The 23,877-nt window shown below is 49.4% G+C and carries 16 protein-coding genes; 11 read left to right on the top strand and 5 right to left on the bottom strand.

What is annotated here, in order from left to right; all coding sequences use genetic code 11:
* Positions 1–191 precede the first annotated feature (191 nt).
* The 5 genes from D7M11_RS26935 (at position 192) to D7M11_RS26915 (ending at position 4,110) form a co-directional block, all read left to right on the top strand.
* Entirely contained in the window at positions 192–902 is a 711-nt protein-coding gene (locus tag D7M11_RS26935) for a PIG-L deacetylase family protein (protein ID WP_193556295.1), read from the top strand.
* Positions 903–939: 37 nt separating this feature from the next.
* The gene (locus tag D7M11_RS26930; RefSeq protein WP_120750362.1) at positions 940–1,668 is read left to right on the top strand and encodes a glycosyltransferase family 2 protein; all 729 of its coding nucleotides are present in this window, start codon (positions 940–942) and stop codon (positions 1,666–1,668) included.
* A 13-nt stretch (positions 1,669–1,681) separates the two neighbouring features.
* Positions 1,682–2,401, top strand: coding sequence for a glycosyltransferase family 2 protein (locus D7M11_RS26925; RefSeq protein ID WP_120750361.1), 720 nt, complete (start codon positions 1,682–1,684; stop codon positions 2,399–2,401).
* A gap of 250 nt (positions 2,402–2,651) precedes the next feature.
* Positions 2,652–3,545, top strand: a complete 894-nt coding sequence (locus D7M11_RS26920; RefSeq protein WP_120750360.1) for an FtsW/RodA/SpoVE family cell cycle protein — start codon at positions 2,652–2,654, stop codon at positions 3,543–3,545.
* Between the two features lie 130 nt (positions 3,546–3,675).
* Positions 3,676–4,110 carry a YybH family protein gene (locus D7M11_RS26915; protein ID WP_193556294.1) on the top strand — a complete coding sequence of 145 codons (435 nt, stop codon included), beginning with the start codon at positions 3,676–3,678 and terminating at the stop codon, positions 4,108–4,110.
* Positions 4,111–4,351: 241 nt separating this feature from the next.
* On the opposite strand, the gene D7M11_RS26910 is transcribed toward D7M11_RS26915, so the two are convergent.
* The 3 genes from D7M11_RS26910 to D7M11_RS26900 form a co-directional block, all read right to left on the bottom strand.
* Positions 4,352–4,729, bottom strand: a complete 378-nt coding sequence (locus D7M11_RS26910) for a hypothetical protein (protein ID WP_120750358.1) — start codon at positions 4,727–4,729, stop codon at positions 4,352–4,354.
* A gap of 413 nt (positions 4,730–5,142) precedes the next feature.
* Complete coding sequence (locus tag D7M11_RS26905) at positions 5,143–5,667, bottom strand: hypothetical protein (protein ID WP_120750357.1); 525 nt, start codon at positions 5,665–5,667, stop codon at positions 5,143–5,145.
* On the bottom strand, positions 5,667–7,823 hold the full coding sequence (locus D7M11_RS26900; RefSeq protein WP_158606854.1) for an ABC transporter transmembrane domain-containing protein: 2,157 nt from the start codon (positions 7,821–7,823) through the stop codon (positions 5,667–5,669). The genes D7M11_RS26905 and D7M11_RS26900 overlap by 1 nt, the downstream gene beginning before the upstream one ends.
* A gap of 367 nt (positions 7,824–8,190) precedes the next feature.
* Here D7M11_RS26900 and D7M11_RS26895 point away from each other — a divergent pair, with 367 nt between their 5' ends.
* The 4 genes from D7M11_RS26895 to D7M11_RS26875 all read left to right on the top strand — a co-directional run bounded on the left by D7M11_RS26895 (position 8,191) and on the right by D7M11_RS26875 (position 18,029).
* The gene (locus tag D7M11_RS26895) at positions 8,191–11,262 is read left to right on the top strand and encodes a hybrid sensor histidine kinase/response regulator (protein ID WP_240041318.1); all 3,072 of its coding nucleotides are present in this window, start codon (positions 8,191–8,193) and stop codon (positions 11,260–11,262) included.
* Positions 11,259–12,392, top strand: coding sequence for a response regulator (locus D7M11_RS26890; RefSeq protein ID WP_120750354.1), 1,134 nt, complete (start codon positions 11,259–11,261; stop codon positions 12,390–12,392). The genes D7M11_RS26895 and D7M11_RS26890 overlap by 4 nt, the downstream gene beginning before the upstream one ends.
* 282 nt (positions 12,393–12,674) lie before the next feature.
* Positions 12,675–14,033 carry an ABC transporter substrate-binding protein gene (locus D7M11_RS26880; protein ID WP_193556293.1) on the top strand — a complete coding sequence of 453 codons (1,359 nt, stop codon included), beginning with the start codon at positions 12,675–12,677 and terminating at the stop codon, positions 14,031–14,033.
* A gap of 57 nt (positions 14,034–14,090) precedes the next feature.
* The gene (locus D7M11_RS26875) at positions 14,091–18,029 is read left to right on the top strand and encodes a right-handed parallel beta-helix repeat-containing protein (protein ID WP_158606851.1); all 3,939 of its coding nucleotides are present in this window, start codon (positions 14,091–14,093) and stop codon (positions 18,027–18,029) included.
* A gap of 85 nt (positions 18,030–18,114) precedes the next feature.
* Here D7M11_RS26875 and D7M11_RS26870 read toward each other — a convergent pair whose 3' ends face one another.
* Both D7M11_RS26870 and D7M11_RS26865 read right to left on the bottom strand, forming a co-directional pair.
* Positions 18,115–19,074 (bottom strand): AraC family transcriptional regulator, encoded by a 960-nt coding sequence (locus D7M11_RS26870; RefSeq protein ID WP_120750350.1) that lies wholly within the window; start codon positions 19,072–19,074, stop codon positions 18,115–18,117.
* A gap of 69 nt (positions 19,075–19,143) precedes the next feature.
* Positions 19,144–20,574 carry an S-layer homology domain-containing protein gene (locus tag D7M11_RS26865; RefSeq protein WP_120750349.1) on the bottom strand — a complete coding sequence of 477 codons (1,431 nt, stop codon included), beginning with the start codon at positions 20,572–20,574 and terminating at the stop codon, positions 19,144–19,146.
* 896 nt (positions 20,575–21,470) lie between these two features.
* On the opposite strand from D7M11_RS26865, the gene D7M11_RS26855 reads away from it, so the two are divergent.
* Positions 21,471–22,076: a TetR/AcrR family transcriptional regulator gene (locus D7M11_RS26855; RefSeq protein WP_120750347.1), complete on the top strand. Its 606-nt coding sequence runs from the start codon at positions 21,471–21,473 to the stop codon at positions 22,074–22,076.
* Between the two features lie 318 nt (positions 22,077–22,394).
* Positions 22,395–23,420, top strand: coding sequence for a hypothetical protein (locus D7M11_RS26850; protein ID WP_120750346.1), 1,026 nt, complete (start codon positions 22,395–22,397; stop codon positions 23,418–23,420).
* Positions 23,421–23,877 lie beyond the last annotated feature (457 nt).

Raw genomic sequence — 23,877 nt, 5'->3', positions numbered from 1 at the left:
AGTAGAATACGAACGATAGGTTTCACTGTGATTTCATCACCAACTTCAATTTTCTTCCCAATATACTCTCTATGCGTCGTTTAAGCGCCTGACATGCGACCAATTTTCGCTAGGAATGGGTCGAAGCACAGGAGGTGCATTCGATCTTCTCATAGGTTAAGGCAGGTAAATCCATACAATATGACGAAGGTGTGATTCAATTGGGTGCTCTACACTATTCGGAGCAACGTGCAATGTTCTTGGCCCCCCACGCGGACGATGAGACGCTCGGTTGCGCCGGCGTCATTCAGAAATATATCCGCCATGGCAGCCCGGTTCGAATCGTCATAGCTTCCTTCGCCTTAAGCGACTCCAAGCGGTATCGGAAGGAAGAAAACGGCTACGGGACCTATAGCGGAATGAAACGAATTAATGAGTTAAAGGAAGCCATGTGCCTACTCGGAGTTACGGATTATCATATCCTCTACCCGGATCATACTGGCAAACAGCTTTACGACAGCAGACTAGACCGTATCCCCCGGGTGGAACTGGTCGCAAAACTCGAACACCATGTAGAGGAATTTCGTCCAACTATCCTGTATATTCCGTCCATCACGAAACATCAAGACCACGAAGCTCTTCATCAGGCCGCAATGGCAGTATCGCGACCATATTTCTGGAACGGCACCGTCTTGGTTTATGAAACCGATGGAGAGCTTGCGTTTCAGCCGAATCTCTATATTCCTCTTACGGAAGAAGCAATGAATCTAAAAATGAAAACGTTGGAGGCCTATAAAACCCAGATCGGGTCATTGCGTCACCCGGTTCATCCCGACAGCCTCCTGCATAAAGCGAAATTCCGCGGTAATCAGATTTACGAGGAATTCGCCGAAGCTTTTCAAGTGATCCGGCTACGCGGGTAATGCTCCCTTATGTTGCGAATAAAAAGGAGGGCCTCGCATGCCCATCGGTCTGAAACGGACCCAAGCCCGTATACCGGGGATTAGCGTAGTGACCTGTACGAACAAACCGAGCTTCTTGCGGACTATGTTCGAGAATTACAAGAGGCAAAGATGGGGTAATAAGGAATGGATCATTGTCGTGAACAGTGATCGGGCTGATCTTAGCCGTTACAAGCAAATGGCGGCGAAGCTCAAGCAGGTCCGCGTTTATCGGCTTTCTGCCCGCTTTACATTGGGAGCTTGTCTGAACTTTGCCTCGGCTCATGCTAAACATTCCTATATCGCCAAGCTTGATGACGACGAGTACTACGCACCTAATTACCTGCTCGATATGATGCAAGCCTTCCAAAAATCGGGGGCTGATGTCGTAGGGAAACGGGCTTATTTCATTCACTTAAGCAGCAAGCGTCTGCTCATTCAACGGTTCGACGCACAGAACCGATTCGTCTCTATCCTTGCCGGGGGCACCTTGGTCTACAAGAAGAAGGTATGGAAGCGAGTGAAGTTCTCCAACCGCTCGCTTGGGGAGGACGTTCGGTTCTGTAGAGCCTGCCGAAGAAAAGGGTTTAAGCTGTACGCAGGGGACCGATACAATTTTTGCGCCTTGCGGCGAAAGCGGCCGGACAGCCACACTTGGAAAAAGAGCGATACACAGTTTCTTGCACACCCGCAAACGAGAATCATAGCGCATGGCGATCATTATATGAAATACGTCGTTCGATCGTAGGAGGGAGCTAGTAATGAGGCTGAATGGCAACCGGACTCTTGGGGTCTCGGTCATCACTTGTACAAACCGCCCGTCGTTCTTCGCCATGCTACTTAACAATTACAGAAGGCAGCGATATAAACTCAAGGAGCTTATCGTCGTCTTGAACAAGGATAGCATGGATTTGTCGGAATATCGCCGGAGGGTTTCATCTTATCCCAATATATCGGTCTACAAAGCTCCGGAAAAGTTTACTTTGGGTCGCTGCCTGAATTATGGAATCGGCAAGGCGAAATATTCGATCATCGCTAAGTTTGACGACGATGATTACTACGCACCTAATTACCTTGTGGAACAGGTAGGGGCTCTGCGCCGAACAGGTGCCGATATTGTCGGGAAAGGAGCTCATTTGAAATATTTTGAAGGGAAGCGCCTGCTTGCCATCACAACTCCCTCTCAGAGAAATAAATACGTGAAGGATGTGGCGGGAGGGACGCTTCTGTTCAAAAGGCGGCTACACAACCGCGTTCGTTTTGCCGATCGGACGCTCGGTGAGGATACAAACTTTTTACAAAGAAGCCGGGCTAGGGGATATAGGCTGTACGCCACCTCTCCTTATAATTTTGTCGGTATTCGGAGGGCAAATAAAAAGAGCCACACGTGGACATTGAGTGACGACATCGTGATGAAAGGAAGCACGTTTGTGGCTAGGACAACTCGCTACCGCAAGTGGGCGAATCGACCCGTTAAATAGTCACAAGTCCGACACTTTTTCAGTTTGGACAGGGTGGATAATCACGTTGAATTCGTTCACAATAAGCAACCAGAACTAGGCTGCCGGCATGAACGGCAGCCTACGTTCACCTAACAGGCAGTAATGCGGCATGAACTGGAAGGTATTAAGTTGATTCTTTTGAATGCGCTCACAAATATTCGACTGCATGGAGATGAAATGACTTGGAAAAGCCGTCTCCTAAAGGGATTTCTTTTGCAAACCTAACCGATTGCGACATTATGCGTGGCCGTTTTATTTAGCGGCATTGGGCGGCATCCTGTTATGCCATTTGGCAGGCAATACCGTAAACGGTTCTCCCTCGTATTTCCGAATCGGCCCTTTCGCCATCGATTGGCCTTGGATCGGTACATATTTATGGATTGCAGCAGCAGCGGGAATATTGACGGAGAGGAAGCAAAAACCGTTTTTTCGAATTTTTACGATAACGGTTGTCGTACTCGTTCCCATCCTGTTTTTGGCCAGCTTGTCACGGTTTCCTTGCATCGTTTTGTATGCGATCGCCTTGTTCGCCATGACCGGTACAATGATCCGTAATTGGGCGAAAGCGGCACTGCTGATTTTGCTGCCCTTTGCCGGTATAGCTGCCTTGCGGTTTCAACAGAGTCAGTCGGTAAAGGATCGATTGGCCGCTTTTTGGAATCCGCATCAAGATCCACTCGGGACCAGCTACATAAACATTCAAATCGAAAAAGCGATCCAAAGCGCCGGCTGGTACGGGAACGGGTTCGCCGCTCCCGCACGATATCTCCCCGGTATCCAAAACGACATCATCTACGTCTACCTGATCTACAGCTTCGGCTGGCTGGCGGGCATCGGCCTCGCGATCAGCTTTGCCGCCTTTGCCGGATGGCTCGTCCGATCCGCGCTGCAAATACGGGACGAATACGGGAAAACGCTCATGCTCGGTATTGCTGCCACTATCGGCTTCCAGATCGCCTATAACCTTCTTATGTCGTTTGGAATCGTACCGCTGATCGGCATCCCGCTTCCTTTCGTCAGCTATGGCTTCAGCCATTTCGTGGCGGAAATGGCGATTCTCGGTCTGGCGCTGGCCATCTACAGAAGAAGGCTGATCACGCCGGCAAGTAACGGGGGACAATAGCGCCTAAAACAAGTCATGGGGCCGCTGCGGATGATAATCAGGTGGTTCCATTAAGCCATCGGTTTAGTTGAAGAAGGGAAAAATGTTTGGCTGCAGAAAATATATAAATACTTATATCGAAAGGAGCTTGATGATGGACAATTTTTTAAAAGTTCAAGACGTGCTTGAAAATTACAAGTCTTCCGTTTACGAAAAAAATGTTGAAAGATTCTTATCGGCCTATGCACCCGAAATACATATTTATGATTGCTGGGGTAACTGGGAGAGTGTGGGGATCTCTCCCTGGAAGGCAAATGTTGAAAAGTGGTTTAACGGATTAAGGGCGGATGGTGTTTCACTTCATGTTGATTTCAATGACTTAGTAGTAGAAGAAAACTTGAATCTTGCATTTGTTCATAGTGCCGTTACCTTTGCTGCACACGATATAGAATTAGGAGAAAAACTTCGTCAAATGACAAATCGTTTCACATTTGGTTTAAGAAAAGTAAATGACTCCTGGCTTATAACTCACGAACATTCATCTTTACCAATAAATTTGGAGACTGGAAAGGGCTTTTTAATTTAAGGTAAAGAAAGACAAAATAAATTGTATCGGGGCACCATAGCTCCATAACTTCTACACCAAAGGGCTGCCGCGGACGATCGGTAGACTTTTAGGCATATAGGAGCTTGACAGCCTTGAAATTGTCGGGTGACGAGAACATAACCTTATTATAAGCGGTGCAGAATTTTGGTTCTGTGCTTTTTTTGTTTAGTTTATTTTGATTTGATCTGCATCTTTTCTTTATTTCTTATTTTATGAATACTCAGCGAAACCGAGAGCAGAAGTCTTTATACTCCTCGAAGGGCATCGAGTATACATTCACCTTTCCATAGTTGGAATCATACGTATGCATTTTATTCGTGAGCTTTCGGTAGAGGCGGTTCGTATAGTCGTTATCCGCGGATGTCGGAATTCTGACTTCCCTCACATGAGGATTGGCATCTTCGATTTCCACCGCTAATTTCTGCAAGCCGCGAAGGAACGTTCTGTTATTCCGATATTCCTCGATGAAGCAGCTATTGCCCAGTACCGCAATGGCTTTGTCCTTGAAATCGTCCTCCTGCAGACCAAGAACGAAGCAGCCAATCCCGACAACCAAATCGGCTTCATTCCGTATAAGGGCGGCCCGGCCCTGTTGCATGTAGTCCCTTACATCCTTCAACGTTAGGCTAACCCGGTAGTAGGGGATAATGTTTGTTCGATGCCGGATATAAAATTCCGTGAATTGGCTCCAGTGAAAAGTAGTCGTGCAAACTTCGAATCGAATCAACCCAGAACACCTCTTTATATTATTTATAGAAATATTTTCATATAATACTTGTTTTTTCCTTAAAAAGATTATATATTAAAAACAATTTCAATCGAAGGAGGTGATCGGAAATGGGCCAATCCGGGTGCAATGTGCCAGCTCTGTGGGAAGTACTTCCTAGACGCGACGACGGATCCATCGACCGGTCGTAAAATTGGTTGCCAGAAAGCGGATAGAAGGGAGGCCAGCAGCAATGCTGGTCCTTCTTTATGCGCTGATAAGAAATAATATGCGTAGACGCACGCTCACAGCTTCAAAGGTTTGGGTCTATTGACCCGATCGATATATAGCCGAATTCGCTCGATAGTCGTGAAGTAAGAATCGAGCATTCCACAGGAATGCAACTTCGTATTACGGAGTGAAGCGATTTTGCCGAAAAGCCTTCGACGTATATCCGTCGGCGTGCAAAAAAAATCGATCTCGCAAATCGGCTCGGGTAATTCTTGCTCCCGTTCAATTAGGGCTTTCATTGCTTCTACAAATCTTATTCCTGTACCATATGGAGCCTCAAGGTAGAGAAGGACGACTTCAATCCGGGTCTGATCCGCACTTTTGTCTTTTGCGGTCCCATACGTATACGCTATTACCCCTCTGACCTGCCTTTGCTCATCCAGAGCAAGCATGAAACCGGAGTCGTAGAGGGAGGTATACAGCAAGTTCACAGTCGTACTCCACTGATACGGGAGCCCCAGGGACTCTGCATGCCGGCAAATGAATAGGATCCCCTCTTCCTTCATTTGCTCCGTGCTAGCGGACATCCATTGCAGCATCAATCTTCTCTCCTTTGCATTCGCGATCTTAACGTTGCTTCCAGTTCTTCCCGGATGGCGGGATAACGCATCACAAGCGGATGAAAGTGGTCGTAGGACAAAGATAAGAGCCAACAAGCCGTAACGGTAACGATGGTAGCCGTCCTTGGAATATGCTGCATGAGTGCGATTTCACCGAAATGATCCCCGTCTTCCAACGATGCTACTTTTCGGCGTTCGCCTAAGCCTGCTGAGAAAAGAACATCGACTTTGCCTCTTGCAATCAAGTAAAACTTGTCCCCCTGTTCCCCTTGCTCGACGACCATTGCGCCGGCTTCAAACTTCTCCATGACGAATAGTCGGGAGATCTCATCCAAGGCTTCGGAATCGATACTGCTAAAGAAAGGAAGCTTGCGTAAACGATCTGACCGGACACAGGCGTTACCGCTGCCGTGGGCAAGCATGAACCCTTGCTGCTTATCCCACATTTGACGGTATTCGCCACCCAGTTCCAGCAGCTCCTCATGGGTCCCGGTTTCGGCCACGCTCCCTTGGCTAAGCACGACGATTCGGTCGGATAAGGCGGCATAAGCCAATCGGTGTGTGACCGATACGATTGACATGCGCAGCCCTAATGTACGGATCGTCTCATTTACGGATCGCTCGGTATCGGGATCCAGGGCTGAAGTGGCCTCGTCCAGGAATAGAATGCGCGGTTTTCGCACGAGTGCCCGAGCCAGGGCGATCCGCTGCCGTTGTCCACCGGACAGACTGTCCCCGTAATGACTGACGAGGGTGTCATATCCCTCTCTAAATCCAATGATCGTATCATGAATTTCGGCCGCTCGCGCCGCCTCCTCGATTTGTTCTTGGGTCGCTTCGGGGTTACCGATGCGAATGTTATCCCGAATAGAAGCATGGAACAAGACAGAATCTTGGAAAACAACCCCTACCTGCCTTAGCAGGGAGGCATATTGAACATTCTTAATATCTTGACCGTCGTAGAGCACGATTCCGGTTTGAGGATCGGAGAACCTTAGCATCAGTTGCAGCACTGTGCTTTTCCCGGCCCCGCTGGGACCGACGATAGAAGTAAAGCCCCTGACCGGAATGGTCAGATTCAGGTTCCGTAGCACCGGTTCACCAGAACTATAGGCGAAGTTGACGTCACGGAACACTATGTCCGAACGGAGGTGAGAGAGTTCCTGCCCGCCTTGCTCGATTACGTTAGGTTCCCAGTCCAACACTTGCTGCAAGCGATCTAGGCTCGTACGAGCCGATAAAATAAAAGGCAGAATAGAAGTAACACCGAACAAGGACGTGCCAACTGTGAAAAAGATAGAGTTATAGGCGATGAACTCGCCGATGGTAAGACTTCCGTTGAAGGTCAAGTAACCGCCGTAAGCGAGTATCACTGCGGTTAGAAGCGAGATGACGAGCATTGGCAGCCGGTTTAGATTTGAGTTGACGAAATTCCGCTGAACGCCGATCGAGAGCATGGTACGAAGATTTGTTTCGACCTTGTTCAACATGGCGCTGCGCAAATCGAACGCCCGAATGACGCGATATGCCTTAATATGTTCGTCAACCGAACCATTAAAATGATCCAGTTGCTTGTAATAAGCTTCCCCCATAGCCAGAGAACGCGACTTGAGCATGCGATAGGGTGCAAACAAGAGAGCGGAACCGGCTAGGGTTACCAGCGTTAGCTTCCATTCCATCGAAAAGAGAATCGCAAGCCCAACAATAACGCTGGTGATGGAAAGGAGCCCTCCGGTCATGATATAGAGTAAGGCTGATTGAATGGCAGGAATGTCGTCGGTATATCGGGCAAGCAGGTCTCCTACCCCGAATTTCTCGTAGAAACGCTGCGATTGCATTTGCATATGCCGGTATAGCCGTATCCGATATTCGAATAGAAAGTTTGATCCTAACCGGGCTTTGGCATAATCGGTGGATATACCGGTCAGAACGTTAGTAAATCCAAGGATCAGCAAAGCGACGATAATGATTGCCAAAGCCTTACCGTCACGTGGGAGAATGGCAAGATCAATCAAGTATTTATAGCTGAGGGAGGAGAGGTAACGGAACATAAGGTCGATGACGGCACCTAACATAATAAGAAATATGAAAAACGGGGACGACCTAACCATAGTGAATATGCTCTTCCATAACATCCCAATCCGTCTCCTTAGCCATTGTAGCGATTCCTGCAAGGGATTCTGCATTACCGTTACATCATTCTAGCGCAAAGAACTACTGTGTAAACTGAAAAGAAAGCGTTTCATGTAAGGTTTTGAACGTCTATTAAGTATTTTGTCGAATAAAGCGTACTGGAAATGGAGTAATCGATCAAAAGATCAGTAAGGTTCAGCAACTGAAGAGAGAGGTTGTTAATCGGCTGTTCCGGAGGGAGGAAATTGCCGTGCGTTGTCGAATCGAGTGCAAAGGGATTGTTTTGTCAAAAGACAGTGTCGAATCCGGGACTAAGGTGATAGGGTGAAAATGGTTCATAGCAAGAGGGGCAGATTTGCTGTGCTTGGGATGATTGTGCTCGTTTTGCTGACCGTCTTGGGATGGCCGGCGAACGGGCCGACTTCCTCTAAGGTCCAGCCTCGTGCTCAGGACGGTGTGCTGGACTTGCGGCAGTGGAGTTTGGAACAAGATGGACCCATACGACTGAACGGAAGTTGGTCATTCCAGTGGGAGCAGCTGCTCACGAATGCAGACCGTTTCGAAAGGAACGAACAAGCCGTTACTCCCGATAGGTTTGCGAAAGTCCCAGGTGTTTGGACGAAAAACGGATTACCGGGACACGGTTTTGCGACGTACCGCTTGAAGGTGTTGACGAACGGACATACAGGCTCGCTCGGGCTCCAAATTCCGGCAATTGCTCCTGCGTATAAGGTGCTGATCAACGATCGGGTTCTTGCAGTATCTGGAACGGTTGCAGCGGATCCCTCTGACATGCAGTTTGCCTATTTGCCGCAAACAGTCGCTTTTGATCCGCCGGCTGGTGAGTTTGACCTGCTCATTCAAGTGGCTAATCATCTCTACCCGCAGGGAGGCATCTGGTTTAGCCTGACGCTGGGCGATGAACGTGAGATGATGGCTATGAAGGAGCGCAGCACGATTGTCGACATGGCGGTATTCGGCGGGTGCGCGATGCTCGGTTTGTATCAAATTGCTATATTTTTGCTGCGCCGGGCAGAAAGATCGTCTTTATTCTTCGCCATTTGTTGTTTACTTGGAGCTGTCCGTCAATTGGTGGTAGGCGACATTTATTTGGTCCATATCATTCCGCTTGTGGACATCCGCTTTGTTATCGCTACCGAGTATTTGACTTTTTACGGCGGAGTCGCAATCGCCATGCTGTTCGTTCGCGAATTGTACCCGAAGGAATATGGTGGAATTGTGATCAAAGTGCTCGCATGGGTCGGGTGCGGTTTTGTCGGGACGGTCGTGCTGCTTCCTACCGAATGGTTCACGCGTACGATCGGTTATTTTCAGTTGGTCTCGCTATTCGGCTTTGCTTACATCCTCTATGGCTTCACGCTCGCTTTGTGGCGCGGCCGCAAAGGAGCGTTGCTACAGCTGTTCGGGTGGCTCCTTTTCGTCGCCACGGCCGTTCATGATATTTTATACAGCAATGACATGTTGATTGGAACCGATGTACAGCTAGGAACCTACGGTTTTCTTCTTCTGGTTATTATTGAAGCGCTGGAACTGGCCAGGCGGTTCACAAACGCCTATCGTACGATTGAAAGCATGACGGATGAATTGATGGCGATGGACCGTATGAAGGACGAATTTCTGGCCAACACCTCACATGAACTGAAGACGCCGGTCCACGGAATCATGAATTTATCTATGGCTTTGTTCGACGGAAAGGCCGGTTCTCTGGGCGAATCTGAGCGGGAGAAACTTGCGCTCATCATTTCGGTGAGCCGCAGGCTGTCTAATTTGATCAACGATATCCTAGACTTATCCTTATTGAAGAATGGCGGCATTCGATTGCAGCAGAGTCCGATCGATATCCGTGCCATCGTGTCGGCACAGCAGGAAGTGTTCCGACACTATATTGGGGGAAAGGATGTCACACTTCGTTTGGAGTGGCCGGGTGAGTTACCTTTAGCGTTTGCCGATGAAAGCCGGCTGCTCCAGATCATGTACAATCTGATCGGCAATGCCATCAAATTTACGTCTGAGGGGGAAGTCACGGTCCGCGCCAATACGGTCGGCGGCATGCTGCAGATCAGCGTTGCCGATACGGGCATCGGGATTCCGGCCGACCGGTTGGAGACGATCTTTCAAGCGTATGAGCAAGCCAAAACTTCCGTTGCCCAGCCATACGGGGGAGTAGGGCTCGGACTCGGCATCGCGAAACAATTAGTCGAGCTGCATGGAGGTCGAATCTCGGTCATTTCCGAGGCCGGCAAAGGCTCCGTGTTTTCCTTTACCCTTCCCGTCTGCGAGGGGAGGGACATCAAGACTTCCGAATTCCAGCTGGTTGCAGACAGATGGTCGGTGTCTCATCTCGCTTCCGCTCGGCCGGTAGCCGATGAAGTCTCTGACATAGACGGCCAAGACAAGCACGGACAAGCCATTTTAGCCGTCGATGATGATCCCGTTAATTTGAAGGTGTTGGCGGCGGCATTGGCGGGCGAGCCTTACCCGATCTTGACGGCCCCCGGCGGTCAGGAAGCCTTACGTCTCCTGGACAGCGACGGCTGGCGGATCGGATTGGTCATCTTGGATGTGATGATGCCCGGGCTTTCGGGCTACGAAACGTGCCGCCATATCCGTCAAAAGTATGCACTCACCGAGCTTCCGGTTCTGCTCACGACGGTGCGAAGCGAGATGGAGGATTTGATTTGCGGCTTCGAGGCAGGGGCGAACGATTTCCTGAGGAAGCCTTTTCATCCTCATGAGCTTAGAGCGAGAACACGTTCTTTGCTGGAGACGAAGCGCTCGGCGGAAGAGGTCGTCCGTTCGGAGACGGCATTCCTTCAGGCGCAGATCAAGCCTCATTTTCTGTATAACACACTGAATACAATTCTCTCTTTGTCATTGGACGAACCGCAAAGCGCGCATGATTTGCTGCTGCACTTGAGCCGGTATTTGCGAGGCAGCTTTGATTTCAAAAACAAAGATAGAGAGGTTTCTCTTCGGAAAGAGCTGGAGCTGGCGGAAGCTTACTTGTATATTGAGCGTGCCCGATTCGGAAAGCGGCTGTGCGTTCGCTATGAGGTAGATGAAGAGGCCTGTTGTCGGCTGCCTCCATTAACACTGCAGCCGCTAGTGGAGAATGCCGTAAGACACGGTGTCACCAAAAAGGAAAATGGCGGGACCGTGACGGTAACGGTTCGCATGCAGGGGGAAGAAATCGTCATTTCCGTCGAAGACGACGGCGAAGGAATGCCGGCTGCGGCGCAGTCCATCCTCACGAAAGAAGGAGAAGAAAGCGGTGGGGTCGGACTGAAAAATATTCATCAGCGCTTGCTCCGGCTGTATGGCCAAGGACTCGCAATCGAAAGCTGGGCCGGATACGGCACCAAGGTCACCCTGTCCGTTCCCCGTGCCATTAAATCCGAAGGTGGTGAAAAGTTAGCATGATCGGAGTCGTTGCCGTTGACGATGAGCAGCCTGCTCTCAATCGAATTGGCAAGCTGCTGCAAGAGGTGAACGAAGTCCAGGTTCACGGACTGTTTGACAGTGCCAAAAGTTTTTTGGAATATGTGCTGGTGGCGGAAGAGCGAATTGATCTGGTGCTGCTCGATATGGAAATTCCGGGCATTCATGGGTTGGAGTTGGCGCGACGACTGAGAACCTTCCGACCGGATATCCAGATTGCTTTTCTGACGGCCTATGAGGAATTCGCCCGCGAAGCCTTTGATGTAGAAGCGATGGATTACTTGCTCAAACCGATTACTAAGGAGGATCTGGCCAGGACGCTGGAACGCTGCGTGAAGCGGATCGTACCCTATAAAGCCGATGGAGGAGATATAGAGCCGGGGATATCTGTCCAAAGCTTCGGCATTTTTGTTGTGACGACGGAGAAGGGCGAGCAAGTCCGGTTCCGCAATTCAAAGGGGAGCGAGCTGCTGGCGTATTTGCATCATCATGATGGGAAGCCGGTCAGCAAAGCACAAATTCTGGATGAGATCTGGAACGGCCGCGATGTGGAGCAGGCGCAAGCTACACTTTATTCGACGATCTACCAGCTTCGGAAAGATCTCGAAATTTGCGGTCTGCAGGATATCATCAATCAGACGAAAACGGGGGGCGGAAGTTACCGTCTTGAATGGACCGTTGCTTTTAATGATGTTGCCGCTTATGAGGAAGAATATCTCCTTTACAAGCAAACGTTATCGCTTGCTCACGCTTTGCGAGCAATCCGGCTATACGGGGACGGGTATTTGACAGGCAGCGGCTATGTATGGGCGGCTTCGCGTCAGGCTGAACTCGAACTGAGCTACGTGGAGCTGCTGGAAGCTGTAGTGAATACCTATGTCCGGCAGCATCGCTATGATATCGCCCTGAACCCGATGAAAAAATGGTCGCAGCTCATGCCGCTTAACGAGCGGCTTCATGCCAAGATGGTCGCGGTTCTGCTGCTTATGAACAGAGAAGCTGATGCCACGATCTATCATGGGCTTGCCATGGAGATGCTCACTCAAAGCGATGAGACGTCGTCCCTCATGGAGTTTTCCGCCATAGCTTCGAACCCCTACTCCTTATTCTGAAGATACAGGCGAAATTTGCATTCCAATGATCGGCTTTTCCGGCTGCGGGGAAGCCGTTTTTGTTTTTGCTGTATGTATGTTCCATTTTCTTCATTACTCTACCCTGAAAATCATAAAACTGGACCGCGCCAGCCGATGCAGCCGGACGAGCTTCGACCGATCTTGCACAGATACTGACGTATCTGACAAAGAAAACGAAGCGGTTCTCCTTTATGCTATAGCTGAGGTCGCGACTCGTATGAATCAAAAGGGGTGGCTGCATTGAAATGTCATTTATCAAGAGTGGCTCGAAGTACAGGAGGACAGCATTCCGCTGCGTGCCGGCGAATCCGCCTGGCCGCACTGCCGCTGGTCGTTGCCGTAGGGCTTACGGCCTGCAGCGCGAATAACGGACAGCAAGCAGATCAGGGAGGCAAACCGAACGTTCCCGAAGTCCGTACGGACGAGCCGGCCGAACTCGTCTTTCATTCGAACAACGGCGATCCGGAGGACGCGTTCAACAGCTTGTTCGGCAATGCGCTGCGCAAGAAGTTTCCGAAATACACGATCAAATATATTCAGCAGAAAGCGGGACAGACGCTGCCCGAACTGCTGGCGCAAAACCAGACGATCGACATTTTGTTCGCCTCCGCCCCTTACATTTTCGGCTTGCTGATGGACTCGGAGCTGCAGTATGACATGACCGATCTGATCAAGAAGCAGGGAGTCGACCTGAACAAGTTCGAGCCGACGCTTATTGACGGCATCCGGGCGTCGGGCGACGGAAAAATGTATGCGCTTCCAGTAACGAATATGGTCCAGGTGATGTATTACAATCAATCGCTCTTCGACAAATTTGGAGTCGCTTACCCGAAAAACGGCATGACGTGGGACGAGGCGATGGATATCTCACGCAAGCTGACACGGAAAGACGAAGGGAAGCAAATGCTCGGTTTCGCTTCTTCACCTGCCCATATTTTGCGCGGCAACCAGCTCTCACAGCCTTATCTCGATCCGGCAACCGACAAGCCGACCTTTCAGAACGACGTATGGCGGTCGCTCATTCAACTGTTTTTCGCCGATCCCGGCTCGGACGAAGGCTACAAGAGCCGGGTGAGCGGACTGAACCGGCTTCCGACCTGGAGAGAATTTACCGACACGCAAGAAATTGGGATGTTCGTGTACAATTCGCAGTTCCCGTTTACGGTGCCGAACGATATCGGGAAGGTGCAGTGGGACCTCGTCTCGCTGCCGGTCTTAAAGGAGAAGCCGAAGGTCGGCTCGGCGGCGACGCCGTTCGCGATGGCGGTGACCTCCATCTCCAAAAACAAAGAAGCGGCGATAAAGGCCATCGATTATTTGGTGTCCCGGGACAATCAGCTCGATTATTCCAGGCGGGGTATAATGCCGGTTATCAACGACGAGGAAGTGAAGAAGGCATACGGCAAAGAGTCCGATTTCAAGGATAAAAACTGGAGCGCGGTCTTCTACAACCAATACGCGCCGATGGCCAAATTTTCCAGATATCACCTGAAGGTGGAGAACATTTTGAATACAGTCCCGCTGGATGTGATGCTCGGCAGAAAAGATCTGAACACGGCGCTGCGCGAAGCGGCGGAAGCGGCGGAGAAGACGATCACAGAAGTAAAACGCGGCCGCTGATTGCCGATCCGCATGATGGAAACGAAATGCCAATTCATAATCAAGGAGGCTCTGTTCATGAAGACATTTCGGACCAAGACGATTAGCATCTTATCCTTGCTTGTATGGGTTTCAAGCTTGTTTTCGAACGTTCCGATCAGCCGTACACATACTGCCTATGCCGCAGGCAATACGTATTACGTCTCTCCTGCGGGAAATGACTCCAATCCGGGCACGGAGGCAGCGCCTTGGAAAACGATCGTAAAGGCGGCGACATCGCTTCAGGCCGGTGATACAGCCATCTTCGAAGACGGCGTGTACAACATCAGCCAGACCATCAGGTTCGGCAACAACGGTGCAGACGGTGCGCCTATCATGATCAAGGCGAGAAACAAACAGAACGCGAAGCTGCTGTTTTCCAATCTGAATACGACATCCAAGTTTGATTTGACCAATAAGCAATATATCTCGATCGCCGATTTTGAGATCACGCAAGCCGTGAGCGGGACATCAAGCGGGGACATTTTCATCAGCATCAACAACTGCTTAGGCTGCGTCATCAGCGGGAACTCGATCCACGGCGCCGGCGGCAAAGCCGTTCAAGCGTTAAGAGGCAGTCATATCGAGGTTGTCGGCAACGAAATGTACGATTTTGCCAACTTTGCGGTTGTGTTGGCCAACATCGACCGGCCGATCATCGCAGGCAATGAAATTCGCGAGGTTAGCACGGCCATACTGGTGCCGGCAGGCACGCGCAGCGCGCAAATCTACAACAATCGTATTGTCGCCGTCGAGAAATCGATGCAAACCGCCATCACGCTGGGCGGAAGTTACCCCGCTTCGGTGGCGTATGATCCGAACGGGTACGAAACGTACAACGCGGCTGCCTGGAACAACATCATTGTTGCTAAGCAGCCGGGATTGATCAATGCGGCCGTATCGTTCACCGGAAGCACGGACAGCGGTTTCTACCATAACGTAGTCGTCGACGCCACATACGGGGTTCGTTTCGCGAAAGGCGGCGGATCGACGGCCGGTTGGGCGCCGGTCCCGACTTCGTCGAAGGTTTACAATAATATTTTCTCGGGTTGCACGGCCGGTGCCGTCAACTTGGTCACAACGCCGGTCGGCTACTCGCACGACTATAACCTGTATCACAACTGCGCAAATGTACCGGCCGAGCCGAATGCCGCTTCCGGCGACCCGCTATTTGCAGACCGGTTAAGCGACTGGCATCTACAGTCGGACAGCCCGGCCATAGGCAAGGGAACGAATTTGAACGTAACCGGGTATTACGGTGAGTTGATGGACGTCTATTTGGATTACGACGGAATGATCCGAACGGAGAAGGTGAATATGGGGATATACGCATACGCTTTGCCTAAGGTGCAAGAGGTTATGTTCACGGAAAACTATGAAAACGGCGACGGAGCCTGGACGCAGCAGAGCGGAACGATGCGGATTGTCGAGGAAACCCCGGGCGGCAACAAAGTGTTTACCGACCCGAACGCTTCTTCCGGAAGCGGAATCTCCCGTTCTTATGCCGGTTCCATGGACTGGGTAAGCTATCAGATGGATACAAGAGTGAAGTTTGACCAGTTCCATTATTCGACAGGCTGGTTAACGTTGTACACCCGGTATACGAATATTAACAATTACTATTTGCTGGAGATTCAGGGGAGCCCGGACAGAGGGTATATCGGACTGAAGAAAAAGGTTGCCGGCACCGTCACTCCGCTGCAGGAGAAAACGAACTGGTATCCACCGGTCGGCGAATGGATCGATATTCGTTTCGTCGTAAACGGCACGGAGATTCAAGTGTACGTCAACGGCAAGCTGGAATTGAGCGGTTCGGACGAGCAACTGAAAAATGGGGCAATTGCGGCGGCAGTTTACCGGGCGGACATCCAGATTGACGATATCAGCGTAGCCAAGATCGACGCTCCCGCAGGGTCGGGCGATCTGGGCACGAGCACCGAAACCGGCGCCACCTACTATGTCTCCCCGACCGGGTCCGATATGAATCCCGGGACGGAAGATAAGCCGTGGCGGACGATGGCGAGAGCGGCGCAACTGGCGCAGCGCGGGAATACCGTTATTTTTGAGGATGGCGTCTATATCGAGACGAGCCCGGCCATTTTTATGCAAGGCGGCAGAGAGAACGAACGAATCGTGTTCAAAGCACGTAACAAACATAAAGCGGTGATCCGTTTCCACGATTTGCCGTCAAAGAAGGTCGCCCTGATCGGTACCCCTTATATTACGATTCAAGATTTTGAAATGACGCAAAATCAGCGCGGGACCGATACGTCCGATATTTTCATCCAGGTGCGGGAAGGTTCGCATCACGTGCAGATCATCGGCAACAAAATTCATAATGCTTTTGAGGAAGGGGTCAAAGGCTATCTCGTTTCCGATTATTTGGTTGAAGGAAACATCATCTACGATATGGATCACGAAGGCATCGATTTCGTCAATGTCTCGTCCAGCACAATCCGTAACAACGAGATTTATGAGGTCGGACGTGTCGGGTTGCTGGCAAAGGGCGGCTCGTCGGACATTCAGGTCTATAACAACTACCTCCATAACCGCTTCGTGAATATGTCGACGGGCGCGATCTATTTGGGGGGCGCAACCGACCACATCTCGACCCGCGACTCTAGCGTGAACGGATTCGAGGCTTGGAACATGGTTGCGTACAACAATATCGTTGTGGCCGAAAGCCTGAACGGAATTCCTACGATCAACAACGGTATCGCATTCGCGGGCAGCAAGGACAGCGCCGTGTACAACAATATCGTGATGGGCACAAGAAACGGCATCTATTTATACAACCCTCGCAACACCGCGCCCAATGTCGGCTGGGATTGGGACCCGGATAACATCAATCCGGTGTTTATGAATAATATCATCATGAATACAACGGATAATGCGGTAATTTCTGCCGGTACGAAGCAGCCGATCAATCTTGTGCATGATTACAACCTGTACTATAACAATGCAAAATTGCCTGCGCAATCTGAGCCCAACGGCGTATATGACAACCCGTACTTGGCCAACCCGGTTGAAAGAAACTGGCATTTGAAGGAAGGCAGCCCGGCCATCGGCACCGGTCATACGATCACGGGATTCACCTTGCTGGACGGGCGGACGATTGACATTTCCGCAGATTATGACGGGGTTCTTAGAGGAAATGTGTGGGATATGGGCATCTACAGAAATGGAGTCAATGTGCCTACCGCGGGGCCGATTACGACGATGGATACCGCGGGACGGCAGGGAGACAACGGTTGGCATGTCGAGACCGTCACCGTCACGCTCGCAGCCAATAGCGGCGATTTCCCTGTTGCCGCCACCCAGTACAAGCTGTCTGTAGTCGATCAAGTGTATGGCGGCACCCGGCCGTTAACGAACGGATTCGTCGTATACACTTCGCCAATCGTTGTGACGGACGGCGTGTATGGTCTGACTTATCGTTCGGTAGACGTGCTGGGGAACACGGAGGAGGAACAAACGGCCATGCTCCATGTCGATCAGACTGCGCCGAGCCTGAATCTGCTGCTAAACGGCAGTGCGCTTGAGGAAGGACTAAACCTGGAAGCAGGCCAGCCATACTTGAGCGAGTCCTTAACGGCCGACGAACTGTCCGGCGTTGCCCAGGTTACACTAACCATCGACGGTACTTCCCATGAAGGAGGCAGCGTCGCTTGGGAAGCCACCCCCGGGAGCCATTCCGCTGTGGCGACGGTGACGGATGTTGCCGGCAATGTGGCCGAGAAGCGCATCAGCTTCAGCGCGCTCGTTTCGTTTACTTCGCTGCAGAAGCTGTTGGAGCAAGCCCATGGAGCTGGAACGATCGAACAATCGTTGTATATGCAGCTGCACAATAGCTTGGAGCAATCCAAGCACCAGATGAACAATTTCTTGCAGCATCTGGGTCAGGCTAACTCGCAAAGCATTCCGACGAATCTGAAATTGAAGTTTGAACAACAAGCCGATACGTTGATCGGTAATTAGGAAACGCCCGAAGGAAAGTTGTCCGGCCGCGGAAAAGAGAAAGGACCGTCAGGGGAAGTAGCCCTGACGGTCCTCTTCCATTCGGTCATCGCGCCTCCGAAAACTGCCGCGAACCCGAAGACTGCTTGCGGCGAATATTGGAATGGACGGTTTTCGCATACTCCGTCGGCGTCATGCCGGTCGCCCGCTTAAAGCATTTCGAGAAATAATGGACGCTGCTGTAGCCGAGCTTTTCCGCGATTTCCGTATAATTGTACGTTTCCTCGCGAATGGCCTCCTTCGCTTCCTCGATTTTCAACAAATTGAAGTAGTGCATGATGCCGATTCCCATCGCCTGCTTGAAGATCACCTTCAATTTGGTTTTGCTGATGAAGAACTGCTCGCTGACCTCGTCGAGCGTCAAATTCGCAGCCATGTTCCGTTTCATGTAGCCGACGATGTCTTCGATCAGCTTGCCTTTCTGATTTTCGCCTGCCGCCATCAACGTCTTGAGCGTCCCCACTTGAGTGACGGCATTGACGCGGCGCAGCATCTTGATCACGAACAGCTCCAGGTATGCGATAATCATGTGTTCGCTGCCGAAAGGAGCTTGCTTGTTTTTGCCCAGCTGCGGGTAAAACAACGTGTCGATCGGTGGATCGAACGCTTCGAATCCCTCTTTCAGCAGCTCCGTCAGGATGTACAATTCGTCTTTCTCCAGACGAAACAGCCGATTGGCCAACTGGGTCATGCACGGAGCGAATGCATCGAACGTTACGATCATCACATTGGTCGCCGTCCTGGCTCCTCCGGAGTGAAAGGCGTTCGGCTCGTAGAAGATCATGTCCCCTTGGGTCAGCTCAACGCGGCAGCCGTCCAAAAACAGCTCCATCGCCCCTTTGTCGACATACAGCATTTCCCAGAAGTCGTGCTTTTCCCCGGTGCTGTAGAAGCTTTTGGACAGCTCGTAATAATGGAATGTGTACAGCCGGTCGATCGAAAATTCCCGCTGCAGCTTGTACCGGCTTCGCCCTTTGATCACACGTTCTTCCGCCGTTTCCGTCATACAACCCCACCACTCGTTTATTAACGTTCGAGTCGATTTTATCACGGCGGTCAAACTGCGGGCAAACCGCTATTTTATAGCGCCTTCCGAGACCAGCTCGAGCCTATAAGGGTGATCGGAATCGGCCTCACCGTCAATCGTGAATTTTGACCATAATGGAAGATCTTTGATTGAACCGTTACGCTTAATTCCGTAAACCGTATACTCGCCGGCCGGAAGGTAGCAGTCAAAAGAGCCGTTTTCTATGCTGACGGTGTACCAGGCATTTCTGGACACAGACACGATTGTAATAATACCGGTTATGGGAATCACGCTACCATCCGCTTCTTTTCGTTTCACAGTTCCTTTGACGTTGCTCGTTTGAACCCGAAGTTCTAAATCGCCGTTATTCAAGGTAGGCAGGCTTACCTTTTCGTTCTCATCAATTTTGTAGGAAACAAAATAAGGCACAAATATATAACGATTGTCCAGTTTGGAACGGATGCCATGAAACGAGTATTGCCCCGGTCCCAGGTGTTTATTGAAATAACCTTTGTCATCTGTCTCAAAATCAACATTGCCACCGCTGCTGTTCCCATCATAAAAACTGCCTGTAAGGATTACATTGGCCATTGGCTTCCCATTCGCATCCAGCAGTGTTCCTCTCACATTGGGGGCTTTCCCCTGAAATGCCAAATGGTTTGGCCTTCCGGAAACGATGTGAAATCGGGTTCGCGGGAATGCAGCTATTTTGCTGGTGTAGTTGTACATATAGTTCACTTCGTACTCACCCTCAGGCAGATAGGTTTTAAAGCGCCCGTTTGAAATCTGTACATTAATGTAAGTGCCAGGTGAGACTGTGCGAATCGAAAAATTTCCGCTTACAATATCCTTGCCGTTTATTTCTTTATAAGTTCCGGTCACCTGCATCGACAAAAAACGATTCAGGACATTCACGGCCTCCGCCCGGGTAATCAACTGGTGCGGCCGAAACGCATTGTCCTCATATCCGCTCATTACATTCATGTCCATCACGGTTTGTATCGCGCTGACGGCCCCCACCGAAACTTCGCTCATGTCTGTGAGGAAATGATTCTTGTGCTCTGCCATTGGAGGTCCGGCAATGCGGCTGATCATAACCGCAAATTCTTCCCGGGTGACAAACTGGTAAGGATGAAAGCTATTGTCACTAAACCCGGATACATAATTCGCTCTCACTGCTTTGGCGATTTCTTTGGCGTACCAATCCTTTTCCGATACGTCCGTAAAGGAAATCTGCGCCATGCTCGTAAATTCAAGGACATGGTTGATCAGGGTGACCATCTCCGCCCGGGTAACACCGACGTCCGGTTTGAACGTGCCGTCATCGTAACCGTCTATCCAGCCCTTGTTAATCCATTCTTTAATCAGTTGCTCGGACCAGTGTCCTTTCAAATCCGGCCATTCCTTGCCCTCTGCCTGTACACTCGCTGTAGCTACAACACTCATCATAATGAATAGCCATACTACTCGCAGCTTCAATCCGATTCACCTCTGACATGTATATTATCCAAGTTTATTGTTACCAACGGTTTTGTCAGCCCGACGTACTATAACTTTCAATTATTCGATACAGTATCAGCTCCTAATATAGGTTAATTAAAGCATAGTTCCTTTAACCCAAATATTACCTTTTTCTTAGATTAATGCAAGCAATGATTTAAAACACCAACCGGCAGGGGATCTCCCTGACGGTTATTCCGCCTTCGTTTTTTCGTATGTCATTTTTTTGAAAAGGGTGTTTCTGAAATTGCAGAGCGTGCTGAACTTGCTAAAAGGACTCGACCGTCCGCCAATCGACAGCGCCGCCTCCTTCGCTTGAATAAGAAGAATCGACGAGGAGGCTTTACACAAACAACCCTCGCGCCAGACCAAGACGCGGAGGGTTCTTTCCGTTGATCTTCCTAAAGAAACGTCGTCTGCTACTCGTAGACGTTTACTCGAGTATTGCATCAAAAACTCTTTTAGACTAAACACACTAAGAAGTTTGAAAAGCACAAACAAAGCGGAAGGCCCGCTCTGTCTTGAAACTAATCTTTGCCGGTCAACAGTCGTCTCCCGAATTGCAATCGGGCTTCAAGCTCGATCCTGTGTTTGCAATCTTCGCAACAATGCATTCCTTTGAAATTTCGTTTCACTTGGTCATAAGCTTGAGTTCCCTCAAAGACTTCAAAAGTTCTTTTGCAAATATAACAGGTGGAATGAAAACGAAATCCATTGAATTGGCCCTGCACAAAATCCCCTCCCGTCAATCACGACAAAGTTTGGTACTATTGACGTGATTATCGCGATGCGATATAACTGAAACAAATCTAAATAACACACTGTATTATTTAATTTAACACAGTGTATTAAATAAGACAAGGGAGCGGTTACCGTTGCCGAAAATCGTGGACCACGAACAAAAAAGAAAGCTGATCGCCGAATCGGCATGGCATATTATTGAAGAAAAAGGGGTCGAGCATGCATCAATCCGCGCCGTCGCCGCTGCGGCAGGGTTGTCGCCCGGCGCCTTGCGGCATTATTTTTCAACGCAGGACGAACTGCTGCTATTTATTGTGGATTATTATTTGACAAGAGGAGCTACCCGGGCAGAGGGGTTGGAGATAAGCCGTATTCCGATGAAGGCCGCGAAGGAAATTCTGTTACAGCTGCTCCCTATGGATGCGGAAAAACGAACTGCCGCCGGCGTCTGGTGGATCTTCGCCATCCGTTCCCTCACGAGTTCGGCTGTACAAGCTAAAAAAGACGAGCTCACGGACGGACTCCATTACCTGACGAAAGCAGCCATCGAAATTCTATCTAATGCTGAGCTTCTCCCATCTTCGGTGGACATTCCGTTCGAAACCTTAAGATTGGCCGCGGTTGTCGAAGGCTTGACGATCCTCGCCTTGCTTCGCCCGGAGCACTACACACCGGAGACCGTTGAGCAGATCGTTACCCGCCATCTTCAGGATCTGTGCTCGCGCGCTACGGATAGATGAGCATGTAGAGTAAGGAGGAGCTGCGGCTCCTTTTCAAGTGCATCGACTTTCTACAAAACTTGACGGCACAGACAGTTTTTTGGAAAGCACGGATCAACGGGCATTACGCCAACGGAAACGATAGCTTCATTCACAGGCCGCCAGTAATATCGGCAGCCTATTGAGTTAACGGAGACAACATCGGCTGACTTGGATTAATTCACCAGTCCGATGATGAATATAACCATTGATATGCATCATGCTCCAATGCGAATTATTATGATATAATCTTTAGCGATAATTTCCACAACATAGAAAAAGAAAAGGGGCTTTGTGAGAGTGAATTATTGGAAAATGCTGTGTCTGGCAATTATGTTTTTTAGCTTTTTAACCATTATGGGTTGTACTAGCAATAAAGAAAGTATTAACGATCTAACATCGGAAGGTATTCAAGCTGCGACAAATCCTGTAAAAAATACAGATATATCAAGCGATGATTTTATAGTGTACGGTATTAAGACAGGGGATTCAAAGGAAACCTTAGTGAACAAGTTAGGCGTCCCCCAAAATAAAACTGTTAAAAATGGCGTAACTGTTTACGAATATCCTAAAGTATTTTTTATGTTTTCAGATGAAAAAATTAATGTAATCCAATCTAAAGATGTAGAATTTAAGACTAAAAAGGGTATTGGAGTGGGCAACTCTTTTGAAGATATTATTAATAATTACAAAGGGTTCAAGATTAAAGGATATCCCGAGAATTCGTCTTTGGGATTTCTTGTAAGAGAGGTATATATTATCGATAATAAGTATTCACTTGCTTTTTATATGACTTATAGGAACCGGGAACCTATAATAGAAAGCATTCAAATCTCAGAAGGCCCATTGAAACAATCTTTTCTGGAAAGTTTGTATGATATAGAAAGTGGCGAAGATTGGGACTACAACCTTGCAAGAAAGAAGATTAATGGAAGTTTAGTGTTGAATAAAGATACTATTACTAGTGCGGCTTCAGGAAAACTAACAGGCATTAAATATGGCCTGGGGACTCCAATTAAAGACATTAAAGACGTATTGGGACCGCCCGAAGAAGAGCAATACTATAACGGCGGCAAATATGTTTTATACAATGGATGTTTGTATTTTTACGATGGAATGGAAAAAATGGAAAACAAAAAAACTGTAGCTTCCATCATGACCTCTACAAAATTAAGTCATCAAGAAATTATGAACATGCTCGGAAAACCCACAGATGAAACGATTGAAGAAGATACGGTGTACATCACATATAAAGCAGGTCATTTTACTTTGGAATTTACGAAAAAAAATAATGAAGATGAATTCATTGTGCAACTTTATGAATGAATGGGAATCACTTAATAAATTTGAAAGGGTCCGTGAAGGTATTCACGGGCCTGCTTGATTTTTGGACGGTTTAGGGTACTGTCCAATGAACTTGGCGTGTATGAACCGGGAAAGACTGAGTGCTCGTTGAATCGTTGAGCCTGTAATGTCGGACAACTACTCTTTCTTGTCCTATTCATCGGCTGCGTCTTCACGTCGGAAGGGTAGGGGACGCCGGATTTGTCCGACAACGATTTGTTGTTATAAAGCACTATGCCTTCCAACTGGATGGGTGCCGGAACGTGAACTGTAGCTTTTGTCGTCCTGTCGAACGCTCCTTCACTTGTGATCGTTTCAGGACGATAGTAGTCCGCCTTACGAAAGTGCACAATGGGACAAACAAGGCGGAAAGTTAACCCTGTGCACCTTTCGTGCATGCAAAAGAGCCTTCGGAATGACTCCAAAGGCTGTTCTTCAT

It is taken from the genome of Paenibacillus ginsengarvi (genome assembly GCF_003626695.1).
Lineage (GTDB): Bacteria > Bacillota > Bacilli > Paenibacillales > NBRC-103111 > Paenibacillus_AB > Paenibacillus_AB ginsengarvi.
The sequence above is the reverse complement of the archived record's forward strand: the minus strand, read 5'-3'. Positions and strand labels throughout refer to the sequence as shown.

What these genes read in the sequence shown, in the direction of transcription:
- D7M11_RS26930 (WP_120750362.1), top strand. Translation starts at nt 940, where the DNA reads ATGCCCATCGGTCTGAAACGGACCCAAGCCCGTATACCGGGGATTAGC.
- D7M11_RS26925 (WP_120750361.1), top strand. Translation starts at nt 1,682, where the DNA reads ATGAGGCTGAATGGCAACCGGACTCTTGGGGTCTCGGTCATCACTTGT.
- D7M11_RS26915 (WP_193556294.1), top strand. Translation starts at nt 3,676, where the DNA reads ATGATGGACAATTTTTTAAAAGTTCAAGACGTGCTTGAAAATTACAAG.
- D7M11_RS26910 (WP_120750358.1), bottom strand. Translation starts at nt 4,729, where the DNA reads ATGCAACAGGGCCGGGCCGCCCTTATACGGAATGAAGCCGATTTGGTT.
- D7M11_RS26905 (WP_120750357.1), bottom strand. Translation starts at nt 5,667, where the DNA reads ATGCTGCAATGGATGTCCGCTAGCACGGAGCAAATGAAGGAAGAGGGG.
- D7M11_RS26900 (WP_158606854.1), bottom strand. Translation starts at nt 7,823, where the DNA reads ATGTTATGGAAGAGCATATTCACTATGGTTAGGTCGTCCCCGTTTTTC.
- D7M11_RS26895 (WP_240041318.1), top strand. Translation starts at nt 8,191, where the DNA reads ATGATTGTGCTCGTTTTGCTGACCGTCTTGGGATGGCCGGCGAACGGG.
- D7M11_RS26890 (WP_120750354.1), top strand. Translation starts at nt 11,259, where the DNA reads ATGATCGGAGTCGTTGCCGTTGACGATGAGCAGCCTGCTCTCAATCGA.
- D7M11_RS26875 (WP_158606851.1), top strand. Translation starts at nt 14,091, where the DNA reads ATGAAGACATTTCGGACCAAGACGATTAGCATCTTATCCTTGCTTGTA.
- D7M11_RS26870 (WP_120750350.1), bottom strand. Translation starts at nt 19,074, where the DNA reads ATGACGGAAACGGCGGAAGAACGTGTGATCAAAGGGCGAAGCCGGTAC.